The organism is Flavobacterium sp. B330r (assembly GCF_056824325.1).
Map to the genome: position 1 here is coordinate 1,251,177 of NZ_CP124860.1, position 23,867 is coordinate 1,275,043.

Below are 23,867 nucleotides of genomic sequence, written 5' to 3' on the forward strand. Positions count from 1 at the left end.
TTTTCCCCTCTAAGCCGCCTCTGAAAACCGGCGCCCTAGCCCCGATAGAAGCGGAAATCCTTTTGTGCCGGGGTTCGGCACAAAAGATTGGAGCGGATAGCGGGATTAAGCTCCTGATAAATGCCAAATCTCAATTTTTTAAAATCCAAAATTCCAAATGCTGCCGCTAGAAGGGCTTCGGCTTCACTCAGACGGACAATATAGATTTCCTCCTTATATATGTATAAACAATAAACCCGACTGGTTTTGAAAAACTGTCGGGTTGGATATTGTGCTTTACTTTTTAATTAGTCGAAACGGATCGCTTTTACAGGTGATATTTTTGTTATTATATAAGAAGGTATTAATAGCACCAAGAAACAAACACCAACCGTAAGCAGGTTTAACAATAGTATATACATCCAATTTAGATAAACTGGTGCTTGATTTACATAATAGTTTTCAGGATTGAGCTTAATTATACCGAATTGCTGCTGTATTAACAGAATTGAAATTCCGATCAAATTTCCCCAGAATAGTCCACGCAGAATTAGATAAAAGGCATTATATAAAAATATCTTACGTACTGACCAGTTATTGGCCCCCATTGATTTTAAAATTCCAATCATTTGAGTTCTTTCTAAAATGAGAACCAGCAATGCCACTACCATATTAATTGTTGCAACGAGAATCATGACCCCTAAAATGATTACTATATTAAAATCAAAGAGCTTAAGCCAGTCAAAAATATAACTGTATTTTTCTACAATAGTTTGTGTATCTAGATTAGAAGAGGTTTTTTCGTAAATTTTATTTCCTGTGGATTTAATTTCATTAAAATCCTTTACAAAAACCTCAAAAGCTCCAACTTGACTCTCACTCCACTTATTGATTCTTTGAATATGGCGGATATCTCCGATAATATATGTTGCATCAAAATCTTGGAATCCGGAATTAAATATTCCTACAATCTTAAATCTACGACTATTTGGAAGTTTACCTTGCTCTTCCTTTATAAAAAAAGTATTGAATGGGTCTCCAATTTTTAAATTTAAACGATCTGCAAGAAATCTTGAAATAATAACATCTTCATTCAATGCTTTTGCAAAATCTGGAAGTTTACCATCAACAATATATTCTTTAATATTATTCCAATCGTAATCTGCTCCTACACCTTTAAATATAATTCCTTCAAAAGCATTTTCTGTTCTAATTATTCCAGCTTTACTGGCCACTGCTTGGATATGGCTTACTTCTGGAACTGACTTAAAATTAGGATAAAAATCTTGTTGCTTTGAAATTGGAACTGTTGTAACTTCTGAATTATTATTGTCATAATTAGAAATTATGATTTGGCCATTAAAAGCAGAAACTTTATCGCGAATTTTCTTTTGCAAGCCTATTCCCGTGGCAACAGAAACCATCATCATGATTATTCCGATTGCAATTGCAGAAATCGCAATTTTTATAATCGGCGCCGAGATACTGCTTTTATAATCTTTTGCAGTAATAAGTCTTTTGGCTATGAAATATTCTAAATTCAAATTATGAGTTTTCTTTATGTTGTTTAATTATTTCCTTTCTCAAAAATACATCTTAAAAAAGGAAATCAAGATATTCGTAGAAACAATTGCCTGTTTATTCCATTATAACGGCAGCTTCTTTTTCATTTCCTCGACGATGTTGAATGCTGCTGGACAAATTTCGACGTTTTTCAAAGTTAAATTAGAAATCTGATAAAATTTGTTTCGATCTGTGTGAGGAAACTCTCTACAGGCTTTCGGACGAACATCATAAATCATACAATAATTTTCATTATCTAAAAACGTACATGGAACACTTTGCAAAACATAATCTTTGTCTTCATCAATTCGCAAGTACTGATCAATAAATTGCTGAGGCTTTTGTCTAAAGTGTTTAGAAATTCGTTCTATATCTGCCAAAGTAAACAATGGTCCTGTCGTTTTACAGCAATTAGCACACTTCAAGCAATCCGTCCTTTTAAATTCGGCATCATGCAAATCCTGCATAATGTAATCTAAATTCTTTGGAGGTTTCTTTTTAAGCTTATCGAAATACTTTTTATTCTCGTTATGCTTATCTTTGGCTAACTTACTTAAATTATTTAAAATCTGTTTCAAGTTTAGTATTTAAAGTTGATTTGCAAAATTAAACAACTTTGAACTTGAAACCTTAAACTTTGAACTAAAACAATGAAAGATCTTTTTGGGAAAGCAATATTTGATTTTTACACCAAAAATTCACCTGAAGACATTATTACTGAAACTTCTATTTCTGAAGAAGATGAAATGAGTGTCGAATATCTTTTCCGCTCTTATAACGAAATGCCGAAAATTGAGCAAAAGGCTCTGCAATTGGCAAAAGGAAAAATATTGGATGTAGGATGCGGAGCTGGAAGTCATGCTTTATCCCTGCAAAATGAACGCAGTTTAGATGTAACCGCTATTGATATTTCGGAAAAAGCAATTGAGACTTGCCGTCTTCGAGGAATAAAAAACGCTAAAGTTGAAAATATTCTCGATTTTAATGGAGAAAAATTCGATACAATCCTACTTCTAATGAACGGAACAGGGATTTTTGGCCAGTTAAAAAACTGCAATTCCTATTTAACTAAACTAAAATCTCTTTTAAATCCCGGCGGACAAATTTTAATTGACAGTTCGGATATCATTTATATGTTTGATGAGGATGAAGATGGCGGAAAATGGATTCCATCTGAAAATGATTATTATGGAGAGCTCGTTTTTAACATTAGCTATAAAGGAGAAAAAGAAGAACCTTTTGATTGGTTGTATTTGGATTATAACACGCTTCAAAATGCAGCGATTGCTAATGATTTAAATTGTGAACTTGTTCTAGAGGGCGAGCATTATGATTATTTAGCTAGACTTACCATTTAAAAACAAACCATAAAAAACCTATGAAAGAACTAGATTTAGAGAAATTAAAATATCCTATCGGAAAATTTATTGCTCCAGAAATTTTTTCAGCAGAATATCTTTCTGAAAAAATTAAAGAAATTGAAACTCTTCCAGAAAGATTAGCAAAAGAAACGATTCATTTAACAGATGAACAATTAGACACGCCCTATCGTCCTGACGGATGGAGCGTAAGACAAGTCATTCATCATTGTACCGAAAGCCATATGCATTGTTTTATCAGAATTAAGTGGACATTAACAGAGAACAATCCAGTTATTAAAGCTTACGACGAAGTTCTTTGGTCTGAATTAAATGATAGCTTAACAATGCCTATTCAACCAACTTTGGAATTATTGAAAGGACTTCATTTCAGACTAGGCTATCTTATGAAAAATTTATCTGAATCTGATTTAGAAAAAACGTTTATACATCCTTCAGATAATTCGGAAAACAAACTCAAAAAAATTATCGGAATGTATGCTTGGCATGGAAACCACCACCTGGCACATATTACCGCTTTGAAAAACTATAAAAACTGGAGATAATCTGGCGTTTACTTTTTACACAAAACTGTATACTTGTATAAAACAAAAAATCTCTTCAATAGAAGAGATTTTTTGTTTTATGGAATATTAAGATACTTATGTGTCTGTAATGAAACTCTCCATTTTGGATTGTTCATTACATAATCAACAATAAGCGGAGTCATTTCTTCTTTTTTGCTCCATTCTGGCTGAAGGAATAAAATTGCATTATCGTTTACTAATTCTGCTTGCTCTTCTGCAAAAATAAAATCGTGTTTATTATAAATAATCACTTTTAACTCATGAGCATTATCATACACGGTTTGTGTTGGCAGTTTGTTCTTTTTTGGCGAAAGACAAATCCAATCCCAAGTTCCTGATAACGGAAAAGCTCCAGAAGTTTCAATATGAACTTTTAGATTCTTTTCTTTTAATCGTTTTGTTAAAAATGTCATATCCCAAGATAAAGGCTCTCCACCAGTCACTACAACAGTATCGGCATATTTTGCAGCATTTTCAACAATTAAATCCACACTTGTTGGCGGATGAAGCTCGGCGTTCCAGCTTTCTTTCACGTCACACCAATGACATCCTACATCGCATCCACCAATTCTAATAAAATAAGCGGCTCGTCCTGTATGTGAACCTTCTCCTTGGATGGTATAAAACTCTTCCATCAAAGGAAGCATTGCTCCTTTATTTACTTCTAATTGTATTTCTTTTGGTAACATTTTAATATTTTAAGAGTGCAAAGATAGTCAATAATATACGGAACAAAAAAACCGATAGTTTTTTGAACTATCGGTTTTTATATTCTTTTTAAACTTTCTAATTATTTTAAAGCTTTTATAGATTGCGTAGCGTATGAATTTGCAGGATCTAAAACTAAAGTTTTATTAAAATATTCAATAGCTTTAGCTTTATCTGTATTAGCATAAGCTGCACCAATACCATTGTAAGCTTCAATAAATTTCTTAGTTACAGCTGGCTTAGCCACTTCTTCAGCACCTTTTGCTGAAATTTTAGTAACGTATTCTTCGTAGTTTTTAATGATTAAATCATCTTTATCCAATAACGAATTAATTCTTGCTTTGTACAAGTATGCTTCATCATAGCTAGGAGCAGTTACTAAAATTTTATCAAAAGCTGCATCAGCTTTCCCTAAAGCAGCAGTATCACGGCTTTCCTTTGGTTTACTAGCATTACCATAGTATAAAGAAATTCCATAATAAACGCTGTCATCTAAGTAATTTTTAGACTCAGAATTACCTGCTCCAAGTTCAAAAATAGCAGCAGCTTGTGCGTATTGCTTTTTACCAAATAACTCTTTTCCAAAATCAGCGAATTCTTCTACTACTAAAGGCTCTAATTCAACTGCTTTTTTGATATCAGCTAAACCTGCATCAAAAGCTGCTTGATCTACTGTACCATCAGCTGCAGTTCCTTTTTTGATTTTAGCTAGACCTAAATAGTAGTAATCTCTACCGATAACTTTGTTTCCTGGAGCTTTAATGTAATCTTCAATAGATTTAATAGCTACATCAACATTTCCATTTTCGTAAGCAGCATATCCTAAATATCTGTAGATTCTAGGATTTACTTTATCCTGAGCAATCATTTTGTTTGCAACAGTTTCTAATTGTTTGTAATCTTTAACCAAGATTAAGAAATCTGCATGACGCATTTTAGAATCAAGAGAGTAATCTGTCAAACTTAAGTACTTCTCGTAGTTTGTAATTGCATTTTGCAAGTTAACTTTAGCAGTAGAAGGTTTGTTTCTTGCCCATTTGTAGTATGTTTCAGCAAGTTCTCTGTAAACTGGTCCGTAATTAGCATCTAGCGCGATAACTTCATTAAAAGATTTAATTGCTTCATCGTAAGATTTAGCACCTTTTAATAAAACTCCTAATTGCATTTTCGCTCTCAACAAAGTATTATCAGCTGTAAAAGCATCACGATATGCTTTGTAAGCATCGTTTTGGTTGTTTGCTCCGTAGTAAGCATCTCCAATTGCCAAAAGCGCTTGTGCATTTTGAGGATCTACCAATAAAGCTCTTTTCAAGATGTCAGTAGCACTTTTATAATCTGGATTCTCAGAATTCATATAAGCTCTAGCGATGTAAATAAATTCATTTACATCTTTTTTCTTCATGTCTTTGGTTGCTAAAGTAAAATTAGCTTGAGCAGCAGCAGTATTCTTTGCATCAAGGTCTAATTGTCCTAAACCAATGTAGCTTAAATTTTTCTTATCTGAAGCTTGTAATCCATTATTGTAATAGATTTTTGCAGAATCGACAACTGATTGATTTAAATAAACATTTCCTAAAACAAAATTTGCTTCCCCATCTGAAGGTTTAGCTTTGATGATTGATTTAAGGATCGTTTTTGCTTTATCAAATTGTTCAGCATCAATTGCCTTCTTTGCTTGGTTGATATCTTGCGCACTTGCCGCGGTAGCCGAAGCAACTAATGCAAGACTTAAAATTTTAAATTTATTCATCTTTATTGTAATTAATTTATTCTTTATCTTTTATAATTTCATTTCTAATTTTTAGCTTTCGCCCTGGAGTTTTGTATGGTAACAGGCCTGATTTCAAAATTATTCTTTGGCCAATGTCACCTGCTATGAATGAAGCAAACCCCATTCCTAGCCCAGAATAACCTTGACAATTGATAATAAACAAATCACGTGCCAAAGGGTATTTCCCAATTTCCAAGTCATTTTGAGTTGGACTATAATATTCATTACTGTTCAAACCTTTAACATAAAGAACATTAATTTTATTAATAGTCTCTGTCATATCAGGAGTTGGCTGATAAAACCAATTAATACCAATAACACCAATCATTCCTTCATTTTCTGAAACAAATTTGATTACCTCATTATTTGTTTTAAATGAGAAAACTCCCGATTTAGGTATTTCATTCACTTTTGCTAATTCTTTCATGTAACGAACCGTACTTGAATTAGGATTATCGAAAACAAGGCCTTTAATTTTGCCATCTGTTTTGCCCTGCATGAAATCAATCACAGTTTTCAACGCGATTAATGTATCATTATTGCTTTTGCTTGAAATAAAAGCAATAGCGTCATGAGCAAAAGGAGTTACTCTTGGATTAATTTTACTTTTGTCAAAACGAGCTTTTTCTTCTACAGTTAGATCGCGAGTTGTAATTGCGACCTTAGCCTTTTGATTTAACAAATCATTAATCACTTCAGCTTCTGATTCTGGTTTTACTTTAATTTTCGCATCATAGTAAGTACCTTCAAAAACAGCAACCTGATCGTCCACAATTTGTTTTACTGTTTCGTCAACCGCAAGATCAAGTGATCCTTTCAAAATGGTCTCTTTTTCAGTTTCATTCTTGCTTTTTTGGTTGCACATGGCAAACAAAAAGACAAAAACAACCAAACCTAAAGGCTTACTATATTTCAACATAATTATTATTCTTTTGAATTAATTAATCTTAAAAATCTTATTGCAGAGTACACTACTAGTAATCCACCAAAAGCATATCTGTATTTTGGTTCCATGTTAAGCGGGAGTTTTTCCCAAAACATAATCATTAAACCGAGCACAAGATAAATTAAAAAAAACAGTATTCCTAAAACAAGAAGAAATCGCTCTTTGAGCGATTTCTTCTGAATATTATTAAGCATATCTTTTAACATTATTCTGCAGATTGAATAGTAATAGGAAGAGAGTATAATACCCTAACTTTTTTACCATTTTGCTCGCCGGGAGTCCATTTTGGACATTTTTTAAGAACACGAATTGCTTCTGCCCCTGTACCATAACCGATATCTCTTAAAACTTTAATATCTGTTAATGACCCGTCTTTTTCAACTACAAACGTAACGTAAACTTTACCTTTTAAACCTTCTTCTTCTGGAGTTTTGTAGTTGTTTCCTACGAATTTGTAGAATTTCTCAATACCTCCTGGGAAGTCTGGTTTTACTTCGATACCAGCTGTGTTATATACAGTGTTATCTTCTTGTACCACCTCTGCTACTGGTCCTTTTCCAACTGGCTCATCAACAGTTAAAACTGCATCTGGATCTCCTTTGATAGTCTCAGCACCAACTTTTTTGTCTTTTAACTCAACAATTTTTGGCGGGTCTTCAGTTACTTCTTCCGCTTTTGCAACCACAGGTTTAACGAATTTAACCTGATCCACTTTTGGTGGCGGTGGCGGTGGCGGTGGCATGTTAGGCTTAATTTCCTCTTTTTTAGGAGGTAATTTTACCGCAGCCATCTTAACCTCTTTTACCTCTTCTTCTTCTGTTGAGTCTGGCAACAAACTCGCGATAAGAGGAGCAGCAACAGCAGCACTAAAGATAAGAGAACCAATAACAAGTGCTTTCACAGTTGTTTTTCCGTTTGATTTTCTCAGCTCGTATGCTCCATATATCTTATTACGTCCTTCGAATACGATATCAAGCCACTGATTTTTTATAATATCTAATTTCATACTTCTTGATTTTTAAGTCGATAAAACTAAGATCACTCTTATTTTTTATCTATCACTTTTGCTTCTTCTGGTGTAAACTCAGGAACAATTGCATACGTCTCAACTCCAGTGATAGCCATTTCGTCCAAAATATCAACCAAATTACGGTAATTTGATTTTTTAGTTGGTTTAATGATCACAATGATTCCGTTTTTAGGTTTCCCTAAAGCTGCAGAATATGCTAAAACATTTTTCTTTTGTTTCAACAATTCTCTACGGATACCATCTTTACCATATGCAATATCTTTTGGCCCCACTTTTGGTGTCGCCAATAACCCCATATAGTAAACCATTTTATTATCGCCACCTAACATTACTGTCATAGTACGATTCTCGTCTACTTTGGTATCCTCAGTTTTCTTAGTTGGATCATCATCTTTATTTGGCAATGACAAATCCATCGATTGAGGTTTTGACAACGAAGTAGTTAACATAAAGAATGTGATCAATAAGAATGCCAAATCCACCATCGCTGTTAAATCGACTTTCGAATTCTGCTTTTTACTTCTTACTTTACCACCTTTACCACCACCGCCGTCGCCGGTATTTAATTCAGCCATCTTAGTGTATATTTTTTAATTAAAAGTCTCTTCCTCTCTTACCAGTAACTAAGTTAAAGGAATTGATTTTCTGATCTTGCAAAATATCCATAATTTTTCTAATTCTTGGATATTCTTCTTTAGCATCTCCTTTAATCGCAATCTGCAATTCTTTGTCATCCAAATCAATTGTAGCTCTTCTAGAAATTAGAAGCCATTCTTTTAATTGATTATCTAATGAGTCCAAAGGAATTCCAGGCTGGTTTGCTTTGGTTCTGTCAGCCGCTTTCATATCAATGATTTGCTTCAAACCTGTAATTGGCACACCAAAATCATCCATAAGAGCAAATTTGGTTTTATCTTCTTCTGAAAATTCAATACCATATTTTGCACCCATTCCTTCAAGAGTTCTTTTACGAACTTCTCTTCCTTTGATGTCAAAAAATACTTTCCCTTTTCCTATTGTAATAATAGCCAAATCAGTATCTGGCAGTTTACTTATTGCAACAGAAGCAGGCATATCTACAGGCAATGCCTCAGGCACTTTAGCAGTAGCGGTCAAAATAAAGAACGTTAGCAAAAGGAACGCTACATCACACATCGCAGTCATATCTGTCGATGTAGACTTTTTTTTCATTTTTATTTTAGCCATTATCTTTTATTTTATTTTTTTGATATAAAATCAAAAATTAATTATTGTCTTAAACTTCCTCTGAATTTTCTGTAAGTATTCACGATTGTAGTACCAGCCTCATCGATAGAGTAAGTTAAATCGTCAATTTTAGCAGTAAAGAAGTTGTAAGAAACAATTGCTAAGATAGAAGTAGAGATACCTGTAGCAGTGTTGATAAGTGCTTCAGAGATACCTGTTGCAAGAGCAGCTTGGTCAGGAGTACCAGCAGAAGCTAACGCACCAAACGCTTTAATCATACCAGATACAGTTCCTAACAATCCTCCTAATGTACCTAAAGATACTAAAGTAGAGATAATAGTCATGTTTTTCTCTAACATTGGCATTTCTAATGAAGTTGCCTCTTCAATTTCTTTGTGGATTACTTCAGAAGCTTCTTCACTGTTGAATCCTTCTTTTTTAACATCTTGGTATTTTACCAAAGCAGATTTAATTGCGTTTGCAACTGAACCTTGTTGTTTATCGCAAGAAGCGATAGCAGCTTCGATGTTTCCTTCTTTAATACTTCCTTGAACACTTTTCATGAATTTGTCAAGGTTAGTTTTTCCAGCAGCTTTACCAATAACAATAAATCTTTCGATAGAAAAAACAACAACCATTAAAAACATACCTAATAATACTGGTACGATGAAACCTCCTTTATATACTTGTCCTAATGTATTGATTGGATGTCCTGTTTCTGGATTACCTCCTTCGAAGTTAGCAGAATCCCCCATGATTACTTTCCAAATAAACACCCCTACTAAGATACACGCTACAATAATGATTCCTGTGATCATTCCTCCGCCATTTGAAGTGCTTTCTTTTTTAACTTTAACGTTTGCCATTTTTTTTAATTTTAATAGTTTTAAATAATTTTTATTTTTTAGTTATATTTAACTTGTAGAGGAGCAAATTTATACGTTTAGTTTAAATAAAAAAACTTTTTTTAATTTAATTGACCGAAATTTAACTTCGATTTAAAAAATATCTCATTAAATTGGCGGCGTCATTTTTTAAATAAAACAAAAAAAAGGACGATAATTAGAAAAATTACAACGTTTTAGTAAATATTCAAAGATTCCTTTGATATCTTCTTAAAAAGCTGCGAATTTTTTTTTTATTAATTTTTCAATCAAAAAAAGCTTTTTCTTACTAAAAAAAACCACATAAAAAGTATCCAAAAACAAAGCAATACTCATATAACAATCTAAATTACAAATAAAAACATGAATAAAAAAGAGAATTTTATTGCAGATATAAATACAGGGTATTCTTCAAAGGGAGACAGCATCATACTTGGAGGCGCAATGCTTGACGGTGAGCCAATTGCGGAAGCACATGTCAAAATTCCGCTGAAAACTTTAAATCGCCATGGATTAATTGCTGGTGCAACTGGAACCGGAAAAACCAAAACAATCCAGGTTTTTTCGGAGCAACTTTCTAATGCCGGAATTCCTGTATTAATGATGGACATTAAAGGAGATTTTAGCGGTATAGCCAAAGAAGGTAAAGAGGAAGGTTTTATTACAGAACGCCATGCTAAAATAAATGTACCTTATAATGTAGCTGCATTTCCTGTCGAATTAATGTCGCTTTCTAAACAGAATGGAGTTCGTCTTCGTGCTACGGTTTCTGAATTTGGCCCTGTACTGTTTTCTCGAATTTTAGACCTAAATGATACACAGGCCGGAGTTGTAGCGGTTATCTTTAAATATTGCGATGATAATCAAATGCCTTTATTGGATTTAAAGGACATCAAAAAAGTAATTAATTATATTACTGAGGAAGGTAAAGATGAAATTGCTGCTAGTTACGGTAAGATCTCAACTGCCACAACAGGAACCATTCTTAGAAAAATTATAGAACTAGAGCAGCAAGGCGGTGATTTGTTTTTTGGCGAATTGTCTTTTGAAACCGATGATTTAATGCGAATTGATGAAAACGGAAAAGGCTACGTTAATATCATCCGCTTAACGGATATTCAAGATAAGCCTAAATTATTCTCGACTTTCATGTTAAGTCTTTTGGCTGAAATTTATCAGAAAATGCCCGAAAAAGGAGATGCAGAGCAACCAGAATTAGTCATCTTTATTGACGAAGCGCATTTAATTTTTAATGAGGCGAGTAAAGCGCTATTAGAGCAAATCGAAACAATAGTGAAATTAATTCGTTCTAAAGGTGTTGGAATTTATTTTGTTACCCAAAACCCGATGGATGTTCCAAGCGGTGTTTTAGCTCAGTTAGGACTAAAGATTCAGCATGCGCTAAGAGCTTTTACAGCCAATGACCGTCAGGCAATTAAAAAGACAGCCGACAACTACCCTACTTCTCCTTATTATAAGACCGATGAATTGTTAACGAGTTTAGGAATTGGAGAGGCTTTAGTTACGGCGCTTAATGAAAAAGGTATCCCAACCCCTCTTGTTGCGACCATGATGCGTGCGCCAATGAGCAGAATGGATGTTTTATCTCAATCTGAAATTGATGAAATAAACGGCAAATCGAAACTAGTTAAAAAATATGCCGAAGAAATTGACCGCGAAAGTGCTTTTGAAATTTTAAACAAAAAACTGGCAGAAGCGACAGAAGCTGCAGCACAACAAGAAGCGCAAGCTCCTACCAAATCTTCAAAAACAGGACCAAGCACTACAGAAGTTGTTACAAAGTCTGTTTTAAAAGTCGTAACAAGCGCTACTTTTATAAGAGGTGTGTTTGGAGTTTTGACTAAAATCTTTAAAAAATAAAAGGACTTAACCAACCTAAAATATAAAACCCGACAAATTCTTGAAAATCTGTCGGGTTTATTATTATGTGTAAAGATTATATTTACTTATATAAATAGGTATAAAAACTTAAGCCTGCTCTAATAATGCTAAAATCTTGTTTTCAACTTCTGGACTGTTCCAGATGTTTTCTATATTTTCCATTCTAAGAACCTCTTCCATAATTCCGTTTTGATAATCTCCGATTGCCAAAGCTTCAGCATACGGGCGATCACTAAAAGTAACACGGCTATAAAGCGGAATCCATTTGTCTGGATGTTTGTCTGAAAAGACTTTTTCTATTTTCTTTTGCAGTAGGAACTTTTCATCTGCTGTTTTGGTACTCATTTCTAAGAAATTTCGATATGAAAGTTCTGCAATGGCATCTGCATTTGGTTTTCTTGAGATCTGATATTCTGAAAATATTTTTTTCCAATCGTCTTGGTACTTTTCAATCATTTCGCTCAAAACGGTGATATCTTCAAAACCCGCATTCATTCCTTGTCCGTAAAATGGAACTATGGCATGGCAAGCGTCACCAATTAAGGCAATTTTATTCTCGTAAGTCCACGGAAAACATTTCATGGTAACCAAAGTACTGGTTGGATTTTTAAAGAAATCATTTGCCAATTCTGGAATTACTTCAATCGAGTCTGGAAAATTTTTCTCAAAGAAATCTTCTACCATTTTACGGTCTATCAATGATTCAAATGAGTTTTCGCCCTCAAAAGGCATAAACAAAGTGCAAGTAAAACTTCCATCAAGATTAGGAAGTGCAATTAACATGTACTCGCCTCGTGGCCAAATATGAAATGAGTTTTTATCTAATTTATGTGTTCCGTCTGGATTTGCTGGAATATTTAATTCTTTATATCCCATATTCAAAAACTCCTGAGAATAATTGAACATGCTCTGGCGCTGCATTCTGTGGCGGATTCTAGAGAAAGCACCATCGGCACCAAAAACCATATCGAACTTTCTTTCTTCCCACTCGCCTCTTTCGCTTTCGCCAATATGAAGCGTAGCATCGCTCAACGTAACGTCCCAAACTTTCTGTTCAAAATGAAATTCAGCTCCAGCTTCTTCGGCAAGATCGATCATTTTTCTGTTTAGTTTTCCTCGTGAAATAGAATATATTGATTCTCCTTCTTGACCGTAATTCTGAAAATTTAGTTTGTCTACCAAGTGAATGGCACGTTTATCCATCGGAATTGCAATTTCTCGAACCGAATCGCCAACACCAACTGCATCCAAAGCTTTCCAGCCACGGTTGGACATTGCTAAATTAATAGAACGGCCAGAAAAATTTATTTTTCGGATATCTGGACTACGGTCATAGACATGAACAGAGTGACCAGCTTTTTTAAGATAAATTGCCAGTAACGATCCTACAAGTCCAGAACCAACAACAGCAATTTTTAAAGATGTTTGCATCGAGGGAAAATCTAATATTGGGTCGTAAAAATAACTAATAATTGTACATGAGCCTTAAAATAAATGAACAAATTGTTTGTAAATAGTGATTCACAAAGATTATCCTGTTTTTTGATTTTTTAAAAATATAACAAATTGTTATTTTATTCGATTTATTCACAAAAATTAAACAACTAATTTTACTTTCGATTTAATTCATTCCATAAAAAACAAAATTCATGAACAGCGAAATTATCCAATCGGAGATTATTTTAGAAAACGAGAAAGTGCTTTTGATTCCTTTTGAAAACGAAAGAAATATAGAACTCAAAGAAATCATATTTGACGATGAAATCTGGAAATATATGGGAATGTATGTTCGAAACGATCAAGATTTCGAAAACTATATAAAAAGTACATTAAAACAGAAAGCAGACGGCATTTGTTATCCTTTTTTAATAATTGACAAAGCAACTAACAAAGTTGCCGGAAGTACACGCTACGGTTACTTAAATAACGCTAGCCAAAAATGCGAAATTGGATGGACTTGGTACGGCAAAGCTTTTCAGGGAACGGGATTAAATCAAGCATGCAAATTTGAATTGCTGAATTTTGGTTTCGAACAAATTCAATTTAGAAGAATACAATTCAGCGCCGATCTTGAAAATATAAGATCGCAAAAAGCAATTGAAAAACTAGGCGCTGTAAAAGAAGGCGTTTTCAGAAACAATTACGTCGATTCTGAGGGAAAAAGTAAAGATGACGTTTATTTTAGTATTATTTCTGAAGAATGGGAAAATACTAAACAGGATTATTTTAGAGAATATAGTAAAAATATATTTTAGGAAACTAAAATCACTATTTTTGACTTTTAACGTAACTAAATCCCAATGACTTTTAGAAAATTAATGCCTGGATTATTCATATTCTTTTTTTCCATTTCTATAAACTCTCAAAACACGCTCAAAAGCGTATATGATATAGAAGACAATTTTCCTGCGGAGATGAAAAGAGCTAAAATGTTTATTGACAAATTATGTTCTGACATCCTTATTTATGATTTGATTGTTGGCGGCAATAATACTTACAGTTCGAATTATCAATTTAAATTAAAGTCTACATCAGATTTAAATTATGAATTGCCATATACAAATGGATTATCGCTTTATTTTATAGATTTTAAAACTAAAAAACCTTTAAAAGAGCACACATTATATGTTGATTATTCTTTTGATTATTTAAAATATAAACCTGAGTTTGTTTTAGACAAAAATACCTTTTCGGCTTTCTCTTATTTTAATCTAGCGACTGAAATCAATGAGTATTCGGATAAGGAAATCGTAAAGCAAATTTTGACAAATTTATTTGTTGAGCCTTCTTTTGAAAAAAGATTTTCGCTCTTTCTAAAAAAAATAAACGGTAAATATAAACTTGATAATCCTTCGCCTAAAGAGGTTTTTGGAGAAGAGGAAGAACTAAGCAACGATGAAAAAATTGAAAAAATAGTTGAATCTTTAAAAGACCAATTTGATGAAGAGTTTCACCAAGTGCTCTTTAATACTTTTGTACTAGAGAAAACGGATGATAAAAAGACTTTTGAAAATTTAAGCAAATTATTTTCTAAAAATATTACAGAATCTGTTGATGACGTTTTGCAACAAAAAATTCTTATCAATACAAACAAAAGTTGCTTTTTAAAAGTGCCTAATCAATATCTAGATATTCTAAATGAAGAACATTCATTTCCAGTTAATTCGATTGAAATTAAATTAGATTTCAAGAATAAAAATCTAATACTAAATTTTTCTAATGAAGGTACTAAACTAGTTTTAAAAAACAGTAAATCGGTCAGCACTAATAAAATTGTAAACGAAGTAAACTTAACTACGAATAGTTTACAAATAACGATTTCTGAGTTAGATACAAAATTAATTGTTAGCGACAAATACAATAAAGACAATTACACCATTACATTATTAAAGTAGCACACGATTATTTAAAGAATAAAAAACACACCCCAGCCATAAAGCTGGGGTTTTTAATTGAATTGAACTTTTACTAATCATCATTCTCTTTCCAATTAGATTGTATTAAAATGAAACAAATGGAACAATTGCGCGTCTTACTTTTTAATCCATTTCACACTAATCAATCAAAACCATGAAAAAATCAATTCTTTTACTATTAATGGCCTTTTTATCTGCAGTAGCTGTTTATGCTCAAACAGAACCAATAAAATATGGCAACAACAAGGAAGCTGGAAATTATAAAGAAATTAACGGCTTTAAAATGTACTACGAAATTTATGGAACCGGAAAACCTTTGGTTTTACTTCATGGCAATGGCGGTTCTATTAAAGGCCACAGCAAAAGAATTGAATATTTTAAAAAGCAATTTCAGGTTATTGCAATTGACAGCAGAGGGCACGGAAAATCTATTGATCCTTCTAACAAGCAATTGAATTATAACGAAATGGCAGATGATGTGAGCGCTTTACTTGACTCGTTAAAAATAAAAAATGCCTACATCTGGGGACAAAGCGATGGTGGAATTTTAGGTTTATTACTTGCTATCCATCATCCGGACAAAACAGAAAAAGTTGCTGTTTTTGGAGCTAATTTATATCCTGGAAAAAAAGCAGTTTACAGCGAAATTGATCAATTGGTTTTAGACACCTTAAAAGCCACGAAAGATCCTCACACAAAAAACTTATATACTTTATTGGCAAAACAGCCTAATATTTCTAAGAAGGATCTACAGAAAATAACATGTCCTGTGTTGATAATGTCAGGAGATCGAGATGCTATTAGACTCGAACATTCTATAGAAATATTTGATAATATTCCGAATTCGAACTTTTTTGTAATGCCAGGCGCAACACATTTTGGAGCTTATGAAAAACCAGAATTATTCAATTTAATTGTTACGAGTTTTTTTAATGACCCGTTTAAGAAAACATCAACGGTTGATATATTTACAGGAAAGAAATAAATATTAAACTAAAAACCCAGCTTTACAGCTGGGTTTTTATATGGAGTTAATACCATTTCTAGGTTTGGTACTATAAAATTATTATAAAACCACAAAATCTGGACATTATTCAAAATCATCTTTTGGATCTCATTTTTACCACATCACTTTTTTTAACCTAAATTTGAAGTTCAATTGCAAATCAATATTAAAAAGTCTCATCCAAAAATGCAATTATATTCAGAACATTACGTCAGTCCTAAAGCAGAACGATTTGTCAATAAAATTTGGTGTCTCGATAACAGCATCGGCGAAAGCCTGATTGAAAATAAATTGGTTTTGCCAAACGGCTGTTTTAATCTTGCTATTGTTAAAGGCAATTCTATTGAAGTTCATACGAGTAAAAACAAATACGAAATGAAAGAAGGCATTTATTTTTGCTCTCAAATGACTAATAAAGTGCTCGTTAATATCCAGCCGAAAACAAAAGTTACCATAATCCAGCTTCATACTTGGACGCTTTCTCTGTTTCCTAAATACGATTTGAGCAATTTTACAGATTCGATTATTAAAATTAATTCAGTTGAATTGCCTTTTAAAATGGAGATTCAATCTGATATTGAAATACTATTAAAAACAATTAATACTTATTTTGAAGCATTAGCAGACTCTAATCAAAATATAATTGAAAAAATCTGCGAAATCATAAGACTTCGCGAAGATGAAATTTCGGTTTCAGAAATAGGAAAGTTGCTACATTCTTCGCAGCGATTACTTCAAATAAAATTTAAAACGGCGACTGGACTTACAATTAAAAAATACATTCAGATTTTAAAATTCAGAAAATCGGTCGATCAAATGCTGAACGCCGATTTAGAGAAAATGAGTTTAACCGAAATTGCGCTTTATAATAAGTACTTCGATCAATCACATTTTATCAGAAAGTTTAAAGATGTGACTAAAACAACTCCAAAAATGTTCAATCCTGATTTGTATTTTCTTTCGCAAAAAAGATAAAATTTCGCTTTTATACAATTTTGGTACTTTTGATTGAAGTATTCTTGCAGAATCAATAATCATCAATCAATCATCAAAATGAAAATCATCAATCCTATTTTGTTTCAATTAAAAACTATTTTAGTTGGAATTTTACTCTTTCAAATACAAATGGGTTTTTCTCAAGAAGAAAAAACCTCTGCTTTATATAAAACTATTATTTCAAAAGACAGTCTTTTATTTGATATTGGTTTTAATACTTGCGATGTAAAACAATTCGAAAATTTATATACTGAAGATTTTGAGTTTTATCATGACAAAGACAGTGTTTCGGATAAAGCGAGATTTTTAAAGACTTTTAAAAGTGGTATTTGTTCTCCAACTAGAAAATATAATTATCGCAGAGAATTAATTTCTGGAAGCACCGAAATTTATCCGTTATTTAAAAATGGCATTTTATACGGTGCGATTCAAATGGGAACGCATCGCTTTTATGAAACTTCTGCTGGTAATGCTGAACAAGCAGGAAGCTTTGCCAAATTCACGCATCTTTGGCTCTTAAAAAATAAAGAGTGGAAATTGGCAAGATCGCTAAGCTACAATCATCAAATGACTAGTTCTACAGCGGGCTTATCTGGTCTTTTTGACAATGATCAGGTGACGGAAAAATGGCTAAAAGAAAATAATGTTCCTGCTTTAGGAATTGGAATTATTTCGGATGGAAAACTGAAACAAATAAAAACTTTTGGTAATCTGAAACGTGATGTTCCCGCACCTTATAACACGATTTGGAATGTTGCTTCGCTAACCAAACCAGTAACTGCAATTGTTGCTTTGAAATTGGTTTCGCAAGGAAAATGGAATTTAGACGAACCGCTTAATAAATATTGGATTGATCCAGATATTGCTAAAGATCCGAATCATAAATTATTGACGACAAGAATTGTTTTAAGCCATCAAACTGGTTTTCCGAATTGGAGGGATTTTAATGAATCTAAAAAATTAGATTTCAAATTTAAACCGGGAACGCAATACCAATATTCTGGAGAAGGTTTTGAATATCTGCGAAAAGCATTAGAGAAAAAATTTCACAAAACATTAGATCAATTGGCTTCAGAATTAGTTTTTGATCCTTTAAAGATGAACGATTCTCAATTTATATGGAATGATAAAATTGATCTTTCGAGATATGCCGTTAATTATGACAAAGACGGTAATGCTTACGACCCGACTAAAAATAAAACCGCAAGCGCTGCAGACGATCTTTTGACTACAGTTGAAGATTATGGCAGATTTTTATCTAGCATAATGAATAGCGAAGGCTTAAGCAAAAAGGTTTTTGACGATATGATTTCGCATCAAGTCCAGACGAAAAAAAACAAATATTTTGGTTTGGGTTTTGAAATCTATGATTTAGGAAACGAAAATTATGCGCTTTCTCACGGCGGAGCTGATAAAGGTGTTCAGACTATTTTTATTCTTCTTCCGAAAACGAAACAAGGTTTAATCATTTTTACCAATGTTGATGATGGCTACAAAGTTTATGAAAATATAGTCGTTCATTATCTAGGAGAAAATGGCCGAAAAATAGTCGATATCGAAACCAAATAATTGCTATCGCCATCAGATATTAATTTTAATCTGAGTAACATGTTCAAATTATTTATCCTTTTATTAGTATACATAAGTAAAATTTTAACTGCTTAAGAGCACTAAAAATATCTGTTAGTTATGAGCATAGGCCTACTTTTTAAGTAAATGGTCTGTGCTCTACTTTTTTATATTCCGAAAAAAAATAAAAATTTTGGATTAATCTTGAAACCAAATCACAAAACAATCGTCTAACCTTTTAGGACATCTGTTTATTTCATTCAAGAAGTTTCAATCATCAATCAAAAACAAATTTCATTAATCTAAAACCATAATCAATCCACTATGAAAAAATCAATCAAACTTATTGTGCTTTTTGTCGCTTTTCAGCTTTCCTCATTTAGCACATTTGCTCAAGATAAAGCACAGCAAATCGAACAGCTTTTAAACAAATACACCGAATACGGGCAATTTAACGGTTCGGCTTTGGTGGCAGAAAACGGAAAAGTAATTTTCAAAAAAGGTTTTGGTTCTGCCAATATGGAATGGAATATTCAGAATCAACCTGATACCAAATTCAGATTGGGTTCTATCAGTAAACAGTTTACGGCTCTTTTAATTGTAAAACTGGCAGAAGACGGAAAAATAAAACTAGATGTGCCTATTACCACTTATCTTCCAGATTATCCAAAAGAAAACGGTGATAAAATCACCATTCACCATTTATTGACTCATACATCTGGAATTCCAAATTACACCAGCGCACCAAACTTCTTTAAAGATAAAGCAAGAAATCCATATGCTCCAGAAGCTTTTGTAAAGACATTTTCTAATCTGCCACTTGAATTTACTCCAGGCGAAAAATTCAATTACAGCAATTCGGGTTATTTTTTATTGGGTTACATTATCGAAAAAATTACAGGCAAAACGTACGAGCAGAATTTACAAGAAACGATTTTCACACCTTTAAAAATGGTTAATTCTGGTTACGATCATAGCGAAGTTATTTTAAAAAACAGAGCTGCTGGTTATGAAAAACAAGGAAAGAAAATAGTAAATGCGGCCTATATTGATATGAGTATTCCGTACGCTGCAGGATCTTTATATTCTACTGTAGAAGATTTGTATTTATGGGATCAAGCGCTTTACACCAATAAATTGCTTTCTGAAAAATCAATGGAATCTTTGTTCAAACCTTACATTAAAGCATGGAATGGTTTTTACGGATACGGATGGTCAACTTACGAAGTTCCAAACGGAAATGATAAATTAACTGTTATTGAACACGGTGGCGGTATCAACGGATTTAACACTATTATTTCTCGTATTCCGAAAGACAAAAATCTTGTGGTTTTATTGAATAATACTGGAGGAACTGTTTTGGGAGAAATGAATACTGCAATACGTTCAATATTATACAATCAGCCTTTTAATCAGCCAAAGAAATCGCTGGCTCTTGATCTATTGGATGTTTATAACGAAAAAGGTGCAGTAGCAGGAACAGAAACTTATAAAAAACTAAAAAACGATCCAACTTATGCCATTAAAGAAGGCGATATGAACAGAGTTGGATATCAATTGCTTCAAACTGGAAAAAAGAAAGAAGCTATCGAAGTTTTCAAAATCAACGTGGATACTTTCCCAAAATCTGGAAATGCTTACGATAGTTTAGGCGAAGCTTATTTGGCTGATGGAGATAAAAAACTGGCCATTGCTAACTACAAGAAATCGGTTGAATTGGATCCTACAAATGAAGGCGGAAAAAAAGTTTTAGAAGAACTTTCTAAAAAATAAAGACAGCGTATTCTAGATTAAATTCTTAAAATGGCTCCGATACAATAGCTCTAGCAGTTGTTGTATCGGAGTTTTTTGTTACAACTTGGGACATTCAAAATTGGGAAGTTATTTTTTAAAAATAGTATTTTAGCCCCACCCAAAATAATTGAATAACTTATGAAAAATCTAAACCAACACCATTTTCTGGTTGCGTTCCTGTGTCTTTTTATTTCTTCTAAATCTTTATCTCAAAGCAATCAGCCATTGATGCCAAGTCAGCAAAACAAAATCATAATCGATAAAATTGTTGAAGCAACTCTGTATAAAAACTATGTTATTGATTTTTGCCTTTCAAAAATAAATGAAGCTACAGCAAAAGAAGGTTGGAATGACCAAAAGGCAATGGAAATTACCCAAAGCATTAATTACAAAAATTTTAGAGATGCGATTTACAACAGTTTTGTTGTATTTGACGAAGTTGAACTAGAAACTTTATTAAAAGCCTATGAAAAAGACCCAACTTATCAAACCCAAAATGTTATGACCAACAATAAAGTTTTAATTAATAATCTAAACATTTTTGCAAATGATATTGTACTTGGGAAGTATATTTCTAAGTAAGGTGCTAAGGTGCTGAGATGATGAGATGCTGAGATTTTTAACCTTTGTCAAAATTTAAAACTTTGACAAAGGTTGTAACCTGAAACTTCAAAAATGAAACCTGAAACCTGAAACAAAAAAACTACTTCTTAGGTTTCAAAATCAGTTTCGTCGATGTTTTTATGATTTCGTCTTTGTTCAATTTCATTTTTCTGAATTTACCTTCGTTGTACATTTCGGCTTGATCGTCGTAGTGTTTACTGAAAGGATTTCCAGATTGTCCTGTTGGTAAAATACTCCAGCTGTTTTCTATATCGGCAAAATCGACAATTCTTCTTGTTGAAGGTCCGCCTTTCGTGTAATACTTTCCTTCATCATTAAATCCGAAGAATAAATTATTGATTACTTCATTTGAACCTGGAGAATTAAAAGGCCCCACATTAAACAATCCGCGAAGCGCTTTGACTTTTCCTAATGGATGCTCGTGTTCTACCGTATGTACTTTTCCCCAATTCCATTCTGAAACATTTTCTCCCAACTGATTCTGCAAGGCAGCAACAGCATCATGAAAAGATTTTGAAACAACGTCTGTTCTGGTTTCTTTTACATTTTTTGTTTTGATATTATCCCACCAAACCGAATTTTCATTTTTTATCTGATTGGCAATAACTTGTTTTCCTAAAGAAATTCCCAAAAACAAATTGAAGTTATCCTTGCCCATTTCGTCTTCAAATGTATTTTTGAGGTACAAATAAATCCATTTATTGTAAATCGTAGGCGCAACGTCTTCTACATTTGTGGTTCCTTTCCAAGATTTCAAAACATTTATAATTTCTTTTTCTTTACTAGAAAGTGGTTTGTTGTCTAAACTTGCTATTAAATTTTTCGAAACTTCAACTGCAACATCCGAAGTATTATCATAAATCATTTTACTGATAGCTTCTTTATCCCAATCTGATTTCGCATCTAAAATCCCAGAAATTCTTTTGGCGCGATCTTCTGGCAAATAATATCCAGGATATAAATAACCATTATCTATAGCTTCTGGCTGATTATTGGCTGAATAAACATATCCCCATTCTGGATTTTCAGCCGACGGGTTTTGCTCGAAATCTAGAAATTTAGTGATATCATCTTTACCGCTTGAGCCGTCCAAAATTAAATGCGTGTTAACGCCTTCATTATGTCGGTACAATCTCCCGCTCGCCCACCAAGCCACATTTCCTTTTGCATCGCCATACATTACATTTAATCCCGGTGCGGCAATTAAACTCACTGCCTTTTTAAAATCGTCAGTATTTTTGGCATGCGAAAGTCCATAAGCCGCGTCTAAAATCTGAATTGGCTCTCTGGTATAAGTCCAAGACATTGCAATTGGATTTTTCTTTTCTAAACGATCTATAAAATCATTCATAACTGGACCATGACGTGTAATCTTAACTGTCAAGACAACATCTGAAGAATCTTTTACTTTTATTGTTTTTTTTCTGATTTCGTATTTACTGAAACCTGTTGGGGTCTGATAATGAGAAGCATCGTCTGCTTTATTTTTTTCTTGATAAAAATCGATATCATCATTTTCAAACATTGTTAAACCATAAGCATAATCTCTATTGTGTGCCAAAAGCGGAAATGGAGTTCCAGCCAAATAACACCCGTATAATTCCTGTTGTGGCGTTACAATATGTGCTTCGTACCAAGTTGCGGGTTGCGAAAACCCGATATGCGGATCATTAGCAAAAATAACCTTTCCTGTTTTCGATTTATGCGGCCCAACAACCCAGCTGTTGCTTCCAACAAATGGAGGAATCGGAGACTGATCCAGCATTGCAGTTATAGATTTTGAAATCTCGCTATATTCTTCTGTTTTCTCTTTTGAAATTTTGATTTTCGTATTATTAAATTCTCCTTCAATACCTAAGTCTTTCAAATAAGCAGCACCATATTTATTTTTAATATCTGTCAATAAAGGATCTGTTTTCTGAGCCATAGCAAAACTGAAAGACATGTAGCCAAAAATATTATAAACGTCATTTATAGTAAATTTTTGTTTTTTTACACCAACCAAAGTAAATTCTATTGGCGTCACTCCTTCCTCCAGATATTGATTAATTCCGTCCAGATAAGCTTGAGTCAGTTTATAACTTTCGCTGTTTTTATCCAATTTGGCAATGGCTTTCGCCGAAGCTTCTTCGATTCCAATCCCAGCAAAAAAGGTATCATTTTTAAGCGCAACACCTCCAAAGATTTCAGACAAACGTCCAGGCGCAATTCGGCGTAACAATTCCATCTGCCATAATCTTTCCTGCGCGTGTACATAACCAAGTGCAGTCATAGCATCTTTTTCAGAATCTGCATAAATATGAGGTACTCCAAAATCATCAAAATAAACTGTGGTTTCTTTTTCCAGATTACTCAATTGTACAGAACCTTCATATTTTGGTTTTAGATGAAAAATATAAGCGCACAAACCAATCGCAAGAATTACAATAACCACCAATAATGTCAGCAGGATTTTTTTAATTATTCTCATATTTTAAAAAAGGATGAAATTCGTAATAATGTAACTTTTCTTCAAAATCTTATAAGAG

22 protein-coding genes are annotated in these 23,867 nt (G+C 33.0%); 10 read left to right on the forward strand and 12 right to left on the reverse strand.

All coding sequences use genetic code 11. The features are described 5' to 3' along the window. Positions 1-287: 287 nt before the first annotated feature. Positions 288-1,523, reverse strand: coding sequence for an ABC transporter permease (locus QLQ95_RS05795; protein WP_482502999.1), 1,236 nt, complete (start codon positions 1,521-1,523; stop codon positions 288-290). 102 nt (positions 1,524-1,625) lie between these two features. Further along, the gene (locus QLQ95_RS05800) at positions 1,626-2,120 is read right to left on the reverse strand and encodes a YkgJ family cysteine cluster protein (protein WP_198855503.1); all 495 of its coding nucleotides are present in this window, start codon (positions 2,118-2,120) and stop codon (positions 1,626-1,628) included. A 72-nt stretch (positions 2,121-2,192) separates the two neighbouring features. On the opposite strand from QLQ95_RS05800, the gene QLQ95_RS05805 reads away from it, so the two are divergent. Together QLQ95_RS05805 and QLQ95_RS05810 are read left to right on the forward strand one after the other, a co-directional pair. Continuing rightward, the gene (locus tag QLQ95_RS05805; RefSeq protein ID WP_428237800.1) at positions 2,193-2,900 is read left to right on the forward strand and encodes a class I SAM-dependent methyltransferase; all 708 of its coding nucleotides are present in this window, start codon (positions 2,193-2,195) and stop codon (positions 2,898-2,900) included. 20 nt (positions 2,901-2,920) lie between these two features. Further along, on the forward strand, positions 2,921-3,466 hold the full coding sequence (locus tag QLQ95_RS05810) for a YfiT family bacillithiol transferase (protein ID WP_482503001.1): 546 nt from the start codon (positions 2,921-2,923) through the stop codon (positions 3,464-3,466). Positions 3,467-3,543: 77 nt separating this feature from the next. On the opposite strand, the gene QLQ95_RS05815 is transcribed toward QLQ95_RS05810, so the two are convergent. The 8 genes from QLQ95_RS05815 to QLQ95_RS05850 form a co-directional block, all read right to left on the reverse strand. Further along, positions 3,544-4,176 (reverse strand): 7-carboxy-7-deazaguanine synthase QueE, encoded by a 633-nt coding sequence (locus QLQ95_RS05815; RefSeq protein WP_248728404.1) that lies wholly within the window; start codon positions 4,174-4,176, stop codon positions 3,544-3,546. 101 nt (positions 4,177-4,277) lie between these two features. Continuing rightward, positions 4,278-5,945, reverse strand: coding sequence for a tetratricopeptide repeat protein (locus QLQ95_RS05820; protein ID WP_482503003.1), 1,668 nt, complete (start codon positions 5,943-5,945; stop codon positions 4,278-4,280). A 16-nt stretch (positions 5,946-5,961) separates the two neighbouring features. Further along, positions 5,962-6,885: a PstS family phosphate ABC transporter substrate-binding protein gene (locus QLQ95_RS05825; protein ID WP_320494081.1), complete on the reverse strand. Its 924-nt coding sequence runs from the start codon at positions 6,883-6,885 to the stop codon at positions 5,962-5,964. A gap of 5 nt (positions 6,886-6,890) precedes the next feature. Then, positions 6,891-7,118: a hypothetical protein gene (locus tag QLQ95_RS05830; protein ID WP_482503005.1), complete on the reverse strand. Its 228-nt coding sequence runs from the start codon at positions 7,116-7,118 to the stop codon at positions 6,891-6,893. After that, positions 7,118-7,918 (reverse strand): energy transducer TonB, encoded by an 801-nt coding sequence (locus QLQ95_RS05835; protein WP_095928220.1) that lies wholly within the window; start codon positions 7,916-7,918, stop codon positions 7,118-7,120. Before QLQ95_RS05835 ends, QLQ95_RS05830 begins: the two co-directional genes overlap by 1 nt. A 38-nt stretch (positions 7,919-7,956) precedes the next feature. Next, positions 7,957-8,517, reverse strand: a complete 561-nt coding sequence (locus tag QLQ95_RS05840) for an ExbD/TolR family protein (protein WP_250835046.1) — start codon at positions 8,515-8,517, stop codon at positions 7,957-7,959. Between the two features lie 19 nt (positions 8,518-8,536). After that, the gene (locus QLQ95_RS05845; RefSeq protein WP_095928222.1) at positions 8,537-9,148 is read right to left on the reverse strand and encodes an ExbD/TolR family protein; all 612 of its coding nucleotides are present in this window, start codon (positions 9,146-9,148) and stop codon (positions 8,537-8,539) included. A 41-nt stretch (positions 9,149-9,189) separates the two neighbouring features. Beyond that, on the reverse strand, positions 9,190-10,014 hold the full coding sequence (locus QLQ95_RS05850; RefSeq protein WP_008464979.1) for a MotA/TolQ/ExbB proton channel family protein: 825 nt from the start codon (positions 10,012-10,014) through the stop codon (positions 9,190-9,192). Between the two features lie 381 nt (positions 10,015-10,395). Between QLQ95_RS05850 and QLQ95_RS05855 the strand changes: the two genes are divergently transcribed. Next, positions 10,396-11,913, forward strand: a complete 1,518-nt coding sequence (locus QLQ95_RS05855) for a helicase HerA-like domain-containing protein (protein ID WP_482503007.1) — start codon at positions 10,396-10,398, stop codon at positions 11,911-11,913. Positions 11,914-12,021: 108 nt separating this feature from the next. Here QLQ95_RS05855 and QLQ95_RS05860 read toward each other — a convergent pair whose 3' ends face one another. Next, positions 12,022-13,365, reverse strand: coding sequence for an FAD-dependent oxidoreductase (locus tag QLQ95_RS05860; RefSeq protein ID WP_482503009.1), 1,344 nt, complete (start codon positions 13,363-13,365; stop codon positions 12,022-12,024). A gap of 218 nt (positions 13,366-13,583) precedes the next feature. Here QLQ95_RS05860 and QLQ95_RS05865 point away from each other — a divergent pair, with 218 nt between their 5' ends. The 7 genes from QLQ95_RS05865 to QLQ95_RS05895 all read left to right on the forward strand — a co-directional run bounded on the left by QLQ95_RS05865 (position 13,584) and on the right by QLQ95_RS05895 (position 21,297). Continuing rightward, positions 13,584-14,189 (forward strand): GNAT family N-acetyltransferase, encoded by a 606-nt coding sequence (locus QLQ95_RS05865; protein ID WP_482503011.1) that lies wholly within the window; start codon positions 13,584-13,586, stop codon positions 14,187-14,189. Positions 14,190-14,234: 45 nt separating this feature from the next. Then, positions 14,235-15,329 (forward strand): hypothetical protein, encoded by a 1,095-nt coding sequence (locus QLQ95_RS05870; protein ID WP_482503012.1) that lies wholly within the window; start codon positions 14,235-14,237, stop codon positions 15,327-15,329. 175 nt (positions 15,330-15,504) lie between these two features. Further along, entirely contained in the window at positions 15,505-16,335 is an 831-nt protein-coding gene (locus QLQ95_RS05875) for an alpha/beta fold hydrolase (protein ID WP_482503014.1), read from the forward strand. A 207-nt stretch (positions 16,336-16,542) separates the two neighbouring features. Next, positions 16,543-17,331 carry a helix-turn-helix domain-containing protein gene (locus QLQ95_RS05880; RefSeq protein ID WP_482503016.1) on the forward strand — a complete coding sequence of 263 codons (789 nt, stop codon included), beginning with the start codon at positions 16,543-16,545 and terminating at the stop codon, positions 17,329-17,331. A 78-nt stretch (positions 17,332-17,409) separates the two neighbouring features. Beyond that, entirely contained in the window at positions 17,410-18,921 is a 1,512-nt protein-coding gene (locus QLQ95_RS05885; RefSeq protein ID WP_482503017.1) for a serine hydrolase domain-containing protein, read from the forward strand. Positions 18,922-19,245: 324 nt separating this feature from the next. Further along, positions 19,246-20,694 (forward strand): serine hydrolase, encoded by a 1,449-nt coding sequence (locus tag QLQ95_RS05890; protein ID WP_482503019.1) that lies wholly within the window; start codon positions 19,246-19,248, stop codon positions 20,692-20,694. A 159-nt stretch (positions 20,695-20,853) separates the two neighbouring features. Beyond that, positions 20,854-21,297, forward strand: coding sequence for a hypothetical protein (locus tag QLQ95_RS05895; RefSeq protein WP_428237791.1), 444 nt, complete (start codon positions 20,854-20,856; stop codon positions 21,295-21,297). Between the two features lie 121 nt (positions 21,298-21,418). Here QLQ95_RS05895 and QLQ95_RS05900 read toward each other — a convergent pair whose 3' ends face one another. Beyond that, positions 21,419-23,809, reverse strand: a complete 2,391-nt coding sequence (locus QLQ95_RS05900) for a penicillin acylase family protein (protein WP_482503021.1) — start codon at positions 23,807-23,809, stop codon at positions 21,419-21,421. Positions 23,810-23,867 lie beyond the last annotated feature (58 nt).